Below are 15591 nucleotides of genomic sequence, written 5' to 3' on the forward strand. Positions count from 1 at the left end.
GGGAGCAATTGATATTGCTCCCGGTAAAAATTATTTGTTGATGGCCGTATTTCTATCTTGCTCTTTCTGCGACATTGGCAATAAAATTTTGTCGGCAGTAAGGCTGTAGTTTAGCGACGCGCCATTTCCGTCTTTCTGTGCATTCATAACCTGGATGGCACGATTGCTGCGCACCAGGTCATACCAGCGCTGTCCCTCAAAAGCAAGCTCCAGACGACGTTCTTTTTCAATTGCCAAACGCATTGCTGCCTGATCTGCTACCGGAGTAGCGCCAAGGTTTACACGGTTTCTGATTTGATCTACCAATGGTTTTGCCTGTGCCCAGCCACCTGGAGTTAACTCATTCAGTGCTTCAGCTTTTAACAAAATGATATCTGCCAAACGAAGGAAATAGATATTCGTCTGGTCATCATTTCTGTATTTATTGATGTAAGGATATTGTGCTTTTGGCCAAAAAGTATCGCTCCAGCCTTCCGAAGTAGTATTCAGGAATTTGATGCTTGAATTTTTACGGATCAGATCACCTTCTGCATCAAATGCTGCAGCAAGGTCGTTCGTTGGGGTACAGAATTTTTTCCATCCTCCACCAACAATCACACTTGGCATCCAGTTTCCGCGTTTGTTGGCGCCATTGCCACCATCAAACTGCATTTCCCAGATAGATTCTGAATTGTTCTTGTTAGTACCAGTAAATAAGCCATCAAAGCTGCCAAATAAAGAGTATCCGCCGCCAATAACCGCATCTGCATACTGGTTTACTTTTGTCCAGTCTGGATTGGCTTTAGTCGCATATACTTTAGCCAGTAAGGCATTAGCTACACCTTTAGTGAAGATCCCTTTGTTAGGAGCTGTCGTTCTGGTGTTGGCAAGTGCATATTCCAGGTCTTTAATGATCTGTTCATAAACCACCGCTACGCTAGATCTTGGAACCTGCATTTCGGCCTGATTGGCTGGGGTTTTTAGTACAATTGGTACTGGACCCCATAGACGTACCAGGTAAAAGTATAGATAAGCCCTGATTCCGGCTGCTTCTCCAAGAATTTGAGATCTTCTATCGCCTTTATCTAATTCAGGATCTTGAATAAGTGGTACATTTTCTAATACCTCATTCGCATTTTTAATCTGTGAATACAGTTCTGACCAATCTCTTTCCAATACTTCATTGGTAGAGTTGACGCGAAACTCATCCATTTGGAACATCGCAGGATTATCACCACCAGCATAAGCGTTATCTGCAATCACATCTCCATTGAGCATGAAATCCCAGATATGGGTATTGTTGTACATTCCTCCATAAGCACCTCCAAGTAGCTTTTCAGCGCCTTTAAGGTCTACAAAAGCCTCTTCTGGGGTTTTTTGGTTGAATGGGTTCTTATCTAAAAAATCTTTTTTACAGCTGGTTTGTACCCCGATAGTCAGGGCTGCAACTGCTAAAATTGAATATAATTTAATTCTCATGTCTATTGTTATTAAAATCCAACGTTTACACCTAACAGGAAGCTTCTGCTTTGTGGGTAGGTACCATAATCCACACCCATACTTGGGCCGTTTGCGCCATATTGACTCACTTCAGGATCTAAGCCTTTGTATTTGGTAAAGGTGAGCAAGTTGTAACCAGTCACAAATACGGTTAGTCTGCTCATGTTCATACGAGAAAGGAAAGCATCACTGAAATTGTAAGAAAGGGTGGCCGTTTTTAGACGCAGGTAAGAAGCATTTTCTATGAATCTGCTGGAAGTACGAGAGTTGTCAGTATTTCCTCTGATTGCTTTTGGAATACTTCCATTGGTGTTTTGTGGTGTCCAACGATCCAATACAGCTGTAGATTGGTTTTTAGAGTCGTTTAGACCTTCTAAATCAATTCTGGAAGCATTGAACATCTGGTTGCCCTGAACGCCCTGGAAGAAAACGTTTAATCCGAAATTGCCATAACGGAAATTATTGGTCATCCCATAGATAAAATCAGGCTGTGCAGAACCAATAAAAGTTCTGTCATTGTTCTCATCAATCTTGCCGTCGTTGTTTAAGTCTTCATAAGTAGCTTTACCTTCGGCATCTACGCCTGTATATTTAAATCCGTAGAAGCTGCCCAATGGTCTGCCTGCCACTACACGCACAGCTGAAGTACGGGAGGAAATACCACCGAAATCAAGTGATGGAGTAGAAGTACCTAAACTGGTTACTTTGTTTTTGTTGAAAGAGATGTTCATATCTGTAGACCAGCTGAATTTCTCTTTATCTACGTTTTTAGTGGATAGTGTAAACTCCATCCCTTTGTTTTCCATTGAGCCTACATTATAAGCTTGTTCCGCAAATCCCGCTGATGGCTGCAGTTGTACTTTGATCAATAAATCGTCGGTTTTTTTCAGGTAAGCATCAGCAGTGAATGTAATTCTGTTGTTTAACATCGTTAAATCCAAACCAATATTGCTCTGGGTAGTCGTTTCCCAGGATAGCCCTGTATTTTTTAGGTTGGTTAGGTTATAATCACCCTGTGCATTTTCTTCATAAAGTTTTCTCCATGCATAATCTCCGATACCTTCATCGTTACCTACTTTACCCCAGCTACCCCTGATTTTTAAGTCATTGATCATTTTGCTGTCTTTCAGGAAGTTCTCACCAGAGATTCTCCAGCCTGCAGAAGCAGAAGGGAAATATCCGAAACGTTGGTCTTCACTGAAACGGGAAGAACCATCAGCCCTGAAATTAGCACTCAATAAGTATTTGCTGTCGTAAGCATAAGTCACTCTGGTTAAGTAAGACTGTTTTGACCATTGAGCTCTTTGTGGAACTTTAGGAACAACAACTGGTTTATCATTTTTCTGATCTGTTTGTGGTTTGTAGAATCTGTTTTCTTCATATTCTACGTATTTGTAATCTGAAGATTGCAGGGTATAACCACCAGTTGCTGAAAATGCATTTTTACCAAAGTTTTTGGTATAAGTCAAAATGTTTTCATTCAACCATACATTGTCATTGGTTTTATTGTTTCTATAAATCCCACCTTCTGCACGCCCGTAGGTAGTTTTGAAGGCATCAAGATTATAGTCGTAATAGTTCTGGTTTACATTTGTACTGATCGTTGATTTGAAAATCAAATCTTTAGTGAATTTGATCTCTCCACCGAATGAACCTATGAAGCGGAAGTTTCTGCTTTTATTCTTAGCACCAAAGGCCTGAGCAATTGGATTGTCCCAGCCACCAGAATTTGGAATAGTAGTATAAGTCCCATTAGGATTGTAAATACCAATTGTTGATGGCGTAGTTAATGTAGATAGAATGGTACCACCACGTGCAACACCTGCATTGTCGGTCACATCAATAGAATTTCTTGCAGTTAAAGCTGCGGTTCCAGTGAATTTTAACCATGGTGTAGCTACTTGCGACCCGTTAAAGTTAACCGTATACCTGTCTAATTGTGCAGGAGCTACAATACCTTTGTCTTGCTGGTAGCCAGTAGAAAGATAAAAATTACCGCCATTGCCGCCACCAGATAAGGATACCTGATATTGGTTTTGTTTACCTGTGCCGAAAGTTTCTTTCTGCCAGTCAGTATTGCTGCCATCACCATAAGAGGTGTAGCCCAGTTCTTTCATCAAATCAATATATTGATCTGCATTTAGCACATCTTGTTTGCGCCAGAAATTTGAAATACCGGTGAAAGCATTGAATTCTACTTTCACTTTGCCGGAAACACCTTTTTTAGTAGTGATTAAGACTACACCATTCGCACCGCTTGATCCATAAATGGCTGCTGCTGCTGCATCTTTTAAAATGGTTAAAGATTCTATATCATTTGGATTTAGAAAACCTGCATTTCTAGAAGTTACCCCGTCAATTACATACAGTGGACTGTTTGAAGCAGTGATGGAAGTATTTCCACGAATGCTGATTGCAATCTCTGCACCTGGTTTACCAGATTGTGCGGTAACCTGTACACCTGCCGCTCTACCTTGTACTGCTTGTAAAGGGTTGGTGATTGGCTGATTCTTCAAGTCTTTAGAAGATACCGTGGTCACTGCTGTGGTGAGGTCTTTCTTAGTGGTAGTTCCGTAACCAATCACTACTACCTCATTCAATTCATTATTGTCTTCGGATAAGTTCACGTTAACAGTCGTGTTATTGTTTACGGCTTGCTCAATAGTTTTATAACCAATAAAAGAAAAAACTAAAGTAGCATTGCCTGGGGCAGTCAGTGTGTACTTTCCATTCCCAGCTGTCATTGCACCTTTGGTGGTTCCTTTAATTTTAACAGAAACACCTGGAAGTGGTAGACCGCTTTCGTCCTTCACCTCTCCCTTAACGTTAAGCTCCTGCGCCATACTCATAGAGATGCTACAGAGTAAGCTAAGGATAAAAAGAGTAAACTTTTTTCTCATAATTTTTGCTTTTGTTTAATGAATTTGATGTGATAAAGTTAACGTTGATTTTGTGTTAATTCCTAGTAGTTAGGATGATTTATTTAAGCTAATTATCTGATAATTAGATTGTTGTGTTGGTTTTGATACGCTTTAGTACCGTAGGCTGTAAATGGGCTTAAGTGCTGGTATACAGTGCATAGTGGCTCGATGCGGGCCAGACCATAGAGTTGATCTGATACGCTTAAGTACCCTTGTCTTAAACAAGTAAAAAAAATGTCAAATCACCGGATTGTATCCTGTGGAAGCGTGAATTTTCAGAATTATCGACTGTGTTTAGTCTAAAACCAGCTGACTCCAGCCGTTTTTATTGGCTTTCTTAAGCTGAGATTTTCGCTCATCCATCACCTGTTTAATGCCGGATCCATAAGTCCAGCAGGTGCTTTGACGAATGCCCAGGATCTCGGAGAGTTTATGAGAAGAGATTTTTCCCTTCGAAGAATAAACCAGGAAAACCATATAAAAGGCTTTCACAATTGGAATCCTGGTATTGTGGAATATAGTGAAGCTGGTGACAGATTCCTCATATCCACATTTGCTACACCTTCTGCTGTAGGCAATGTGTCCGTTATAATAATGGTCGTTCTTACATTTTCTGCAATGGTATCCATTTTTCCATTTCAAGTCCGACAGGAATAAATTACAACTTTCCTTATCCGGATAGATTTTACTGAACTCTTCAAAATCTACATCAGTAGACATGACCCTGTCGCGCGTAACCTTTTCTACATTGGTTTGTAGCTCCTGATTGTCTTGCTCCAATAAGGTATTCATTCTCGAAATCTCCTCTGCCTGTTGTTTTAATCGGTCGTTCGCATCCAGTAATTCTGCATTTTTGGCCTCAATGATCAGGGATTTGTGAAACACTTCCCGGGTGCGTTCTTCCACCTGACTTTCCAATTCCTGGTTTAAGGTGTCTTTCAACTTCACATTCTCTGCCATCTGACGAATCATCTGCCTTTGTACAATGTCTTTTTTCTTTTTCAGGATACTCACCTTATCGCCAATGGCAAAAGAAAGGAACACCATTTCTAGGATAAAACAGAAGCTCAGGCTATAATAACTGATCACTCCAAAGTTTAAAAAGGAGAAATGTAGCATGATTAAAAACTTGAGCAAGAAGCCTAAAAATAGAAAGCTGTAACCCAATACAAAGAATCGAGCAGGAAGATAGCCTTGTTTGTAAATGTATATCCCGGTAAAAAAGGCAACTGACAATGGGATGGCATCGATAAATTTATAGCTGAAAAGATTCTGATTGAACAGTAGGCAGTATAAAAACCACAAGGTTCTCAGAATAATCACCCCTAAAATGAGACGGTTTAGTTTTGGTGCTTTTGACTTTACGAATAACAATTCCCGGGTAAAGAGCAGCGCGAAAATACTGACCGCATATAAGGCCAGGGCATAGGCGATTTGGTTCCATTCCGGTTGGTTTGGCCATAAATACTGGTAAGCAATACCATCTGTACTCATTTCAAAAAAGCCAACGCTGAGGTTGTAAAGCACATAGTATAAGTACTGCTTTTGGCGCATAGCAATGAACATGATCAGGTTGTAAAAGCTAAACACGAGGATCATTCCATAAAATATACCAAAGTAAAAGTATTCGTCTAGTGCATAAGAGATGAACCAGTCAACGGATCGCAGCACAATAATGGCATCACCAATCTGAGAGGACTGGATTTTAAAGTAATAGGTTTGTACTTCGTCGTTATCATTGCTTAGGTAGAACTCGAAGTTTTTATGTTGGAGTTTCCTTTCATGGAAAGGGAATTGATCGCCAAATTCTTTGACTTTGTAACTGCCGCCTTTTTCTGGGATATATGCGGTAACATGGTCAAGGGTCTGGTCGAAAAACTCAAGTAAGAAGTATTTTTCTGCTTTGCTGTTGTTTTTGATATTGATACGGAACCAATAAACAGCATTTAGTTTAGTGGTTTGAGGGGTACTGGTTTTACTTGGTTTAAACTGCTGCGAAATGGCTTTACTACGAATCTGATCAAAATTGAGTTTTCCGGAAGTATCCGAAAGCATCTCAATCTGTTTAAATGAAAAGATATGCTGATTAATGTTGTCATTTATTTCTACAATTTCCTGTGCCCTAGAATCTTTGTTGATAGAAAAGGTGAGGAGAATAATCAGGAAAATCGCTTTATATAGAAATAAGAATTTTGAAGACATGGTTAGTTACAGCAATTAAATTATGGCGCAAAGGTCGGATTAATAATGTTAGCGCACAACCTGGTCATTGTTGTAATCAGGTTCAGGGGCTTGATTTAGCAAGAATCGGATTTAATTTTATAGTCAAATGACTATTTTTGTGAGATGGCTATAACGTGTTTTCTCTTGCCTATCCCGGCTGATTTTGATTTCGGTGAATGTCTTTGGTTTTTAGATCGGGGATTTGACGATTGTTTATATCAGGTGGATAAGCATGGGGTGACAAGGGCGCTGATCTTTGAGGAGGGATTGGCACTGGTTCAAATTGAAAGAGGACCAAATGTTCGGGAAGAATCACAACATTTAAAGGTTTCTGTTTTAAACAGATCATTATCTCTTATTGAAGAAGCCAAGTTGAGGAATTATCTGGATGAGTGGTTTGATCTGCAACTAGACCTCAAGCCTTTTTATGCAGTGATTGCTAAAGATCCACGCTTGTCTTTTATGAAAGAAGCGTATTATGGTCTGCGGTTGATCGGTATTCCTGATTTGTTTGAAGCAGTTTGTTGGGCGATCATCGGTCAGCAGATTAATTTAACTTTTGCGTACAAGCTGAAAAGAAAACTTGTAGAACGGTATGGAGAAACAATGGATTTTAATGGAAGTCGTTATTTCCTATTCCCCACACCGGAAGTCTTGGTAAATGTAGGCCAGGAAGACCTGCAAGCAATGCAATTCTCTAGAAGTAAGGCAAGCTATCTCCTGAAAATTGCACAGGCTTTCGCTGATCAAACCCTCAGTAAAGATTCATTGAAAATGGAGCCAGATCTTGTTGACCGTCAAAAAGCATTGACCAATATAAAGGGGGTGGGGATTTGGACCGCTAACTATGCTTTAATGAAAAGTTTAAAAGAGCGGTCTTGTATTCCTCATGGTGATGCGGGACTATTAAATGCGTTGATCAATTTGGGGATCATTAAGGATAAAAAAGATGCTTCCGAAATTGCAGCTTTCTTTTCTGCCTATAAAGGATGGGAAAGTTACCTGGTGTTTTATTTATGGAGAACCCTCTCTAAAAGAGTATAGTAGCCTGTTTCAAATGTATTAATCTCATTTTTCACTTGGATATTGTATTTCTTGCCGCTTCCCAACCTATCATAGCTGTTTTCTTGGTAGCCCCCCAATGATATTGCCCCAATTCCCCGGTTGATTTGATCACCCTGTGACAAGGAATTAAAAAAGCTACCAGATTGCTCCCAACAGCAGTACCTACTGCACGATTGGCCGTTGGTTTCTTGATGATATTGGCAATATCAGCATAAGTAGCTAAGCCACCTGAAGGCACAGTCAATAGTGTTTCCCATACTTTAATCTGAAAATCTGTTCCTTTTAAATGAAGTTTTACTTCGGATAATCTACTCCAGTCTGTGCTGAATATATGAAGTGCATTTTGCTGTAATTGATCCAGCAACTGTTGATAATTCGCATTTGGAAAGAGTTGTTGCAGTTCTGCAAATGCCTGATCTGAATCATCCGAAAAAGCCATATAACAGATGCCTTTACTGGTAGAGGCAACCAATAGTGATCCAAAAGGGCTTTCTGCATAACTATAATTAATCAGCAGTTGTTGTCCACCATTCTTATATTCTCCTGGAGTCATTCCTTCAATTTTGATAAAAAGATCATGTAATCTACTAGTGCCTGATAATCCGGTTTCATACGCTACATCGGCTAAATTTCCATTTTGTTCTTTTAAGATTCCTTTCGCATATTCTATGCTGAGGTATTGGACAAATTGCTTTGGACTTACACCTGCCCATTCCTTAAACATGCGCTGAAAATGAAAAGGGCTTAAATGAACATGACTGGCGATGGCTTCTAAAGACGGTTGCTCCTTAAAGTTCATCTTTAAGTATTCAATAGCCTTTTCAATTCTCTGGTAATCGATTTGATTTGATGTTTCCATGGTTTGAAATTTATACCTCAAAATTAATAGATGTACAAGAGGGATGAAACCCGAAACTTGCGCTATTCATCTTTGGTAATCGACTGTTGTTGCTTGTGTCTGTTTTCAGAAATCAAGACCTGATGTTTTTTCTGTGTATCACCTAATAAATTGATCAGGAGCTTTTTATTCGAAGCTGAAAGTTCCTGAAATAATAACTCATCTGCTTTGAATAAACTTTGATGTAGTATCTGTAAGAGCTTTTCTCCTTTTATGCTCAACTTGACAAGTTTCGCTCTTTTATCTGTAGGATCACTTCTCTCTGTCAGTAATCCTGCCTTTTTGATTCTATTGAGGATGTCAATTCCCGTAGATTGTTCAAAAAATACGGCAGCAATGATATCGGATTTTCTGGCTTCCTGGTACCTGTCAATGGCCTTCATGAAGTAAAACCATTCCAACTCAATCCCTGGAAATTCTTTTAATACGGCCTTTGCATAGATGCCATGAATGGCATTTAATTGACTGATGAGACTGGCTAGCTCTTGGTCCGCGTCTTTATCTTCTAACGTAACCGGAGTTTTATCGGGTAGATTCTGCCCTTTATGTTCCATTAAAAAGTGACTGCAGAATTCCGCTGCATTTGCAGCGGGATTCTTGCTTTCATAATCGGCCCATGCCGTAATCAGTTCAACAATTGGTTTTGTAGCCATCAATTCTGCTTTATTAGTTTAGCGAATTTAAGTACTGACGGAAGTAACCACATTCTGCAATCACTTCCTGATAAAATCTGGTATCCGCATATTGTTTAGCCAGCAGAGAGAAATTTTGCCCGTAATAGATTGGGTTCGTTTCTACACTCCAATAGTTTGCTTTTTTATTTTCAGGAAGATCATAAGAACGGTTATAACTTTCATTGCGCTCGCATTTACTGGCCATGAAAGTACAACGTGCTTGCTGTTCCTTGTTCTTTGTTGCTAACCTGGCGGTCAGGTAATACTTTTCAGCAAGTTTTCCAGAAAGATACATTGGTCTGAAGGGGGCCGGAACACTGAAAGCACTACTGCCATAAGTATCGGTGAGGTCAGAAACGTAAAAACCGCGGTTATTACCATAATAGCTAATGTTGTAGTAAGCATTGGCCAATAGGTAAGCATTATTGTATACATTTCGACCGGCTTTAATTTCTGCTTTCATATTTTTCATCATCCGAAGTAACTCCATAGACGTAAACTTTTTAGATTGTGCCATTTGATGATCACAATCATGGCAGTCATTTAAACGCATATTGAATGGATTCGCTTGTAAGGTGTCTGACTGACGGGTACTTTTTGCCAGGAAAGAAATTGCTGCTTCTGGCTGGTCCTGAAAGACCAGGGCTGTGGACTGGTAAAAATAAAGATCATCCAGTTTATAAGGATAATAACGCAACATGGCTTTTTCAAATGAGCTCTGTTTTTCACTTGACATCAAGGTTTTTAATTGCTCAATCTGTTGGTTGTTGGTATAGAACTCATTGTAACTTCTGAAAATATTAGCTTTAATCGGATTTCCTTGTTTTTTATACAAATCGGAAATTATCCCCAGACTTTCATTTAGAGATTGGTAGAATCTAAGGTCAGGGATGGTATCTTTTCCTTCTTTAAGATTAGCAAACCAGTTTAGAGGTTCTACCATTTTAGCTTCTGCTGCTGCATCAATCTTTTTTAATTGTCGTACGTATAATCCCCAATCCAGGATCTTATATTGTGCCATTAATAGCTTATTGTCTGTTGGCAATTGTGTTTTCGCAGTTTGGTAAAATTTGGCTGCGGCTCCATAGTTTTTACCCATGAAGTTTAGATACCCTGCAGCAAGATTCCAGATGTAGGGTTTGCTGGTGTTATTTTTTAAGGCAATACCACTGATTAAAGCAGTGTTTTTCTTTAACATTGATGTGGAGTCCTCTTTTCCACCATAGTAATTTCGGAAACCAGATTCTGTAATGTTTATTGCTCTGCTGAGCAATAGATCCAGCTTTTCTGATTTAGGATCTAAGGCAACAATTTCAGGAATGGCTCTTTCAGTATCATAATATATACCCATTAAATGCCAAAGGGTAATTTTTTCCTCTGCTGTCTTAGCCATTTCCAAACTTTGTTTCCAATCTGCATCAGCATTTGGGCGGAAGGACCATTTTGCAGGAATCTTCATTTCATTGGAATAGTTGTAACAAAGACTAAACAGATAGTTGGAAGTTGCATAATCGCCTGCATAATAATGTCTGCCGGCTACATACCCTAAAGTTCTGTAATACATCATGTTTTTTGGGAAAATATCTTTGTACAGATTAAATGAATTGATAGTAGAGGCGTCTTTTAAGGCTTTTACTCCTGCACTTCTTTCCTGGAAATAGTAATAACGAACGAGTTGAAACCATAACCTTTGCTTTATGAAAGGATCTTTCGCTTTCTTTAAAGCAAGAAGTAAGTCCTTTTCTAAAGTTTCAGGAACATTGAACTCCTGTTTTTCATCCCAATAGTAATAACTTCTATACCCTGCAGCATAGGTCTCGCTTTTCTTTGCGAGTAGAAGGTAGTCGAAGAAGGCATTCAATTGCTTTTTATTTATTTTCAGTCGCCTTAATTGTGGTAGACTGTCAGGAAGGCTTTCAATTTTGCCCTTGTAGTTCTGATAGACGGAATCAACGCCTTTTTCGGAAGCACGTAATAATAGATATTGAAGATCAGCCTTGCTTAATTTTTCTCCGAAATAATCAGACCATTCCTTTACAATTTGATCATTGAACCGGGTATTCGAATTATCATCGTTGTAATTGTAGTCTTTCGTATAATAGGCTGAGAAATCAGAATAGAAGAAAGGAGTATATTCTTTGGCAACGAATGCTTCCGGACTAAAGCTGGAATAATCATCGTCATAGCCATAATCCGAACATGCCCAAACTACTCCGGCAAGGGATAGACTGGATGCTGTTAGAATGATCAAAAACTTTTTGGGAAGGTAACGTTTTAACAATTTGGCTGTTGAATTTAGCAATTTCATAGGAGGTAGTGGTATGCTATTATGTATAAATATTAGTGTTTTTCGATGTTAAATGTTAGTATTGGTCTAGCTTATTATTGCTTAATAAGCTAGACGGCTAAGATACGAATGGAAGAGAATTGTAACTTAAAACCTGGCAGAAATTTCCTGAAGATCTTTGGCTTTAAACACAGTTGTGTCGAGATTCCCGATTTCATAATAAATAATAGTTCGTTTTTCATCTTTGCTCAAATGTTTGGCCAATTGTGTTGCGGCTTCAGATAAAAGATTCTTGTTTGTTTCTTCCAGTTTGAAAAGATCATCAGTTTTTACATAAACTCCTTCCGTAAAGAAACTTCTACGAGCCTTAAAGACATTTTCATTTGAAGTAGGTTGAAAATTATTCTGATCAGCTAGAATGGCTTTCCCAATTTTACCATATACCTGAATGACTGAACCATTCCTAATGTGAATAGACCAGGAAAACAGAGGTAAGGCGATATCTAAGGGTAAAAGATACTTAGGAAGGTGACTGATGTAAGCTTCTGCATCTTTTGCATTGTAAATCGAGTTCGGGTCTTCTGGTCTTGCTGAGATTTTACCCATATTATAAAACATAAGGACACCGCGATCCACTGGAGGAACACCAGTTCTGATTTGATATTTGATCTGATGTAACCTGATGGTCGCTTCCATTTGCTTCTGACTAATGGTTTTGAAAGTTTTTAGGAATTGAAAATACTTATCTTTTGTACCCAAACTCCAGTCGCAGTCAAATTGTACTATTTTATAATGGACTTGGTTTGAGCTGGCGAGTCGACGGATTAGTTGATGCGCATGATTCGCCAGGCTATCCACTCCCGACAGATTTAACTTTTCAAAAGTTTGATTGGTAATGAAAATCACAGGAATAACCTGAGTTGAATCCATTTTCTGTTTAAAATTAATCACGGCTTCCGGATATGCCCGGTTTTCTTTACTATCCCATTTTATATCAAAAAACCGGAGGTATAATTTATGAGCTGCTGCTTCTTTCAGTATTTCTTGTTGTGGATTGTCAAGGGAGAAGGTCTGCTTCCAGTAATAGAAAGCAGTATCAGCCTTGCTTTTCCTTTGACAAGAAAGGAGCGTGGTTAAACCGAGTAGTAGCAAAAAGAAAGATGAAAGGTATAATGAGGAAAAGCGGTATTTCATAATTTATTCGAGTAGATGCCGCAAAGTTAAACTTATGTATGGTTTCAAAATATTTTTTGGAAATAACAATTATTCCTCTACCTTTGTACTGTAATAAAAATAATTACAGAATGAACAACGCAAGATTTGCTATTTCTTTACACATCCTGACTTTGCTGGAAAAAGCAAATGGGGAGTTACTGTCTTCGGATTATATTGCGGGAAGCATTAATATTAACCCTGTTTTGGTAAGGAAGGAATTAATTAACCTTAGAAATCAAGGCTTTGTAGAAAGTAAAGAAGGTAAGAATGGAGGAAGTTTCTTGGCGAAATCAGCAAATAGTATTACTTTAGATCAGGTTTATGCTGCTGTAAGACAAAATAATTTGTTAGGTACTTCCAAAAATGATCCTAATCCACAATGCCCGGTAGGTAAACAAATCAATCAACATCTAAATACCTTATATGATAGCACAGAACAGGTTTTAATTCAGGAATTGTCTAAGAAAACTTTGGCTGATTTCAGTAAACAGTTCATTTGATTTTTTTTGACCTTAACTGTAACAAATAATATTACAATATAGGGCTATAAATAACATCTTTAAATAATATAGAAAACATGAAAGTATCATTAATTGGAGCAAGTGGTTTTGTAGGATCACATTTATTAACCGAACTGTTAAACCGCGGTCACCAGGTAACAGGAATTGTAAGGACTGCAGCAAATGTAAAAGAAAGTAATGCTCAACTAAGTGTGAAAGCCCTGGATGTATTAAATACCGAAGAGTTGTCGGCAGTCATCAAAGGTTCTGATGCGGTCATCAGTGCTTTTAATGCGGGCTGGACAAATCCAAATCTTTACGATGATTTTGTTGCAGGTTCTGAAGCCATTCAAAAAGCAGTAAAGGATACCGGTCTGAAACGTTTAATCGTGATTGGTGGCGCTGGTAGTTTATTCATTAACGGGAATCAATTGGTAGACGGTCCTGATTTCCCTGCAGATTATAAGGCTGGTGCAACAGCTGCCAGAGATTACCTGAATACCCTTAAAAAGGAAGAAGAATTAGACTGGACATTCTTTAGCCCGGCTATAGAAATGCATCCAGCTATCACTACAGGACGTACTGGTAAATATCGCTTAGGTACAGAGAGCCCGGTATTTGATGAAGCTGGAAGATCATCACTTTCCGTACAGGATTTAGCAGTAGCCATTGTTGATGAGTTAGAACAATCTAAACATCTAAAACAGAGATTTACAGCTGGCTACTAACTATTAGTGTTGCTTGACTTTGGTAGTAATACCATGTTTTAGGGATAATATAATGCGTTTTCTGCCAAATACCAATACCTTTCAATTGATTTTATCTCAAGCTAGCCCATTGAAAGGTATTGGTATTTTCACTCTCCTCAGTAAAGCTTTATGAAAATAATGACTATTCAGTTACTATATTTTCATATCAGATTGTGGTATTTTTGTCGCGAATATAGATTCGGATGCCTAGACAAATTATAAGAAAACATTATCGAAGAGCGAGATACGTATTGTATCGTGAAACCTTAATTGATGCAAAAGAGCATATACTAACTTTCATTGGCTCTTTTGTGGGAATTGGATTAATTGGCTTATTGAATAGTCAATACATGGTTGCAAATGACAATTTATTTATGATTGGTTCATTTGGTGCTTCTTCTGTATTGATTTATGGAATAATTAATAGTCCACTGGCACAGCCTAGAAACCTGATCGGTGGACATGTAATTTGTGCTATTATAGGCGTTACGGTATTGAAAGTTATTCCCAATGAGGTCTGGATTGCAGGGGCTTTAGCGGTTTCCCTTTCTATTGTGGCTATGCAGATTACTAAGACACTTCATCCTCCGGGTGGAGCAACAGCATTAATTGCCGTTACTGGTGGTGCAAAGATCAAGGAGATGGGGTATTTATATGTTTTATCTCCGGTTTTTACTGGCGTTATGATTCTGTTTTTGGTAGCCTTGATATTCAATAATATGCGACACCGTCATTATCCGGCAAAACCGCTCTTTAGAAAAAGAAAGCATCCAAAAAATGCGAGCCCAGGCGCTTTAAAATAAGGATCATTATTTCATTTTCTTGATACCCATGGCATATTGTAGCCCACCCCATAAGTGCTGCAGAAATAAAGGATCAGTATAAGAGGCTGCCGTATGCCCCAATCCGGTATAGAAAGCCCTTCCACCATCAAAATCCTGGTACCAGGCCATTGGATGATTTGCTCCATTACTACCACCTTTGTAACTACTTTCGTCGACATTGATTAGGATATGGAGGTCAGGGGAAATGTCTCTAAAATTATACCATTCGTCTTTTCTATTCCAGATCTCTGGCAAATGGCTGGTTGCTATGGTTTTTGTGTCAATAACTTTTAAGTTTGCAAATTGTGGTGCAGGATGTTTTACAAAGTAAGCACCCACTAATTTGCCATACCATGGCCAATCGAATTCAGTATTTGTAGCGGCATGTACCCCAACAAAACCACCACCTGATTTGATATAAGTTTCAAAAGCTTTTTCTTGTTGAGTGTCAAATACATCACCTGTGGTATTTAAAAATACAATTGCTGCATACTGTTTTAAATGCTGTGTATTGAACTTTTTGGCATCAGTGGTGGTATCTGCTATAAAATTATGTGCTTTAGCCAATTCTTGTAAGGCAATAACTCCTTCCTTAATGGAAGAATGATGAAAGCCAGAAGTTTTCGAAAATACCAGAATCTTTTTTTTCTTCGCAAATGTATTATAGTTCCAGCAGCATAAGAAAAGAAGTAGAAAGCTGAGATGTCTATGCATAATTTAAGGAGTTTAATGACTAAGATATCATTTATCTCCAGC

General features: G+C 38.6%; 12 protein-coding genes. 4 read left to right on the top strand and 8 right to left on the bottom strand.

What is annotated here, in order from left to right:
* Window positions 1-30 precede the first annotated feature (30 nt).
* The 3 genes from R2S10_RS16495 to R2S10_RS16505 form a co-directional block, all read right to left on the bottom strand.
* Window positions 31-1458, bottom strand: coding sequence for a RagB/SusD family nutrient uptake outer membrane protein (locus R2S10_RS16495; RefSeq protein ID WP_316841523.1), 1428 nt, complete (start codon window positions 1456-1458; stop codon window positions 31-33).
* A gap of 11 nt (window positions 1459-1469) precedes the next feature.
* A complete protein-coding gene (locus R2S10_RS16500) occupies window positions 1470-4379 on the bottom strand; it encodes a TonB-dependent receptor (RefSeq protein WP_316841524.1) in 2910 nt (969 codons plus the stop codon).
* A gap of 315 nt (window positions 4380-4694) precedes the next feature.
* Window positions 4695-6602: a 7TM diverse intracellular signaling domain-containing protein gene (locus tag R2S10_RS16505; RefSeq protein WP_316841525.1), complete on the bottom strand. Its 1908-nt coding sequence runs from the start codon at window positions 6600-6602 to the stop codon at window positions 4695-4697.
* Window positions 6603-6746: 144 nt separating this feature from the next.
* Between R2S10_RS16505 and R2S10_RS16510 the strand changes: the two genes are divergently transcribed.
* Window positions 6747-7667, top strand: coding sequence for a DNA-3-methyladenine glycosylase family protein (locus R2S10_RS16510; protein WP_316841526.1), 921 nt, complete (start codon window positions 6747-6749; stop codon window positions 7665-7667).
* Between the two features lie 31 nt (window positions 7668-7698).
* Here the strand turns inward: R2S10_RS16510 and R2S10_RS16515 are convergent, their stop codons facing one another.
* The 4 genes from R2S10_RS16515 to R2S10_RS16530 form a co-directional block, all read right to left on the bottom strand.
* Entirely contained in the window at window positions 7699-8547 is an 849-nt protein-coding gene (locus tag R2S10_RS16515; RefSeq protein ID WP_316841527.1) for a methylated-DNA--[protein]-cysteine S-methyltransferase, read from the bottom strand.
* A 62-nt stretch (window positions 8548-8609) separates the two neighbouring features.
* Window positions 8610-9239 carry a MarR family winged helix-turn-helix transcriptional regulator gene (locus R2S10_RS16520; RefSeq protein ID WP_316841528.1) on the bottom strand — a complete coding sequence of 210 codons (630 nt, stop codon included), beginning with the start codon at window positions 9237-9239 and terminating at the stop codon, window positions 8610-8612.
* 13 nt (window positions 9240-9252) lie between these two features.
* Window positions 9253-11568 carry a hypothetical protein gene (locus R2S10_RS16525; protein WP_316841529.1) on the bottom strand — a complete coding sequence of 772 codons (2316 nt, stop codon included), beginning with the start codon at window positions 11566-11568 and terminating at the stop codon, window positions 9253-9255.
* 126 nt (window positions 11569-11694) lie between these two features.
* Window positions 11695-12741 (bottom strand): hypothetical protein, encoded by a 1047-nt coding sequence (locus tag R2S10_RS16530; protein WP_316841530.1) that lies wholly within the window; start codon window positions 12739-12741, stop codon window positions 11695-11697.
* Window positions 12742-12851: 110 nt separating this feature from the next.
* On the opposite strand from R2S10_RS16530, the gene R2S10_RS16535 reads away from it, so the two are divergent.
* From R2S10_RS16535 to R2S10_RS16545, 3 genes are all read left to right on the top strand, one after another.
* Window positions 12852-13262, top strand: a complete 411-nt coding sequence (locus R2S10_RS16535) for an Rrf2 family transcriptional regulator (protein ID WP_316841531.1) — start codon at window positions 12852-12854, stop codon at window positions 13260-13262.
* 77 nt (window positions 13263-13339) lie between these two features.
* Entirely contained in the window at window positions 13340-13990 is a 651-nt protein-coding gene (locus R2S10_RS16540) for an NAD(P)-dependent oxidoreductase (protein WP_410478989.1), read from the top strand.
* Between the two features lie 224 nt (window positions 13991-14214).
* Complete coding sequence (locus tag R2S10_RS16545; RefSeq protein WP_316841532.1) at window positions 14215-14814, top strand: HPP family protein; 600 nt, start codon at window positions 14215-14217, stop codon at window positions 14812-14814.
* 6 nt (window positions 14815-14820) lie between these two features.
* Here R2S10_RS16545 and R2S10_RS16550 read toward each other — a convergent pair whose 3' ends face one another.
* Entirely contained in the window at window positions 14821-15549 is a 729-nt protein-coding gene (locus R2S10_RS16550; RefSeq protein ID WP_316841533.1) for a ThuA domain-containing protein, read from the bottom strand.
* Window positions 15550-15591: the final 42 nt, after the last annotated feature.

Origin of the sequence: Pedobacter gandavensis (assembly GCF_032678745.1) — a bacterium.
Classification (GTDB): Bacteria; Bacteroidota; Bacteroidia; order Sphingobacteriales; family Sphingobacteriaceae; genus Pedobacter; species Pedobacter gandavensis_C.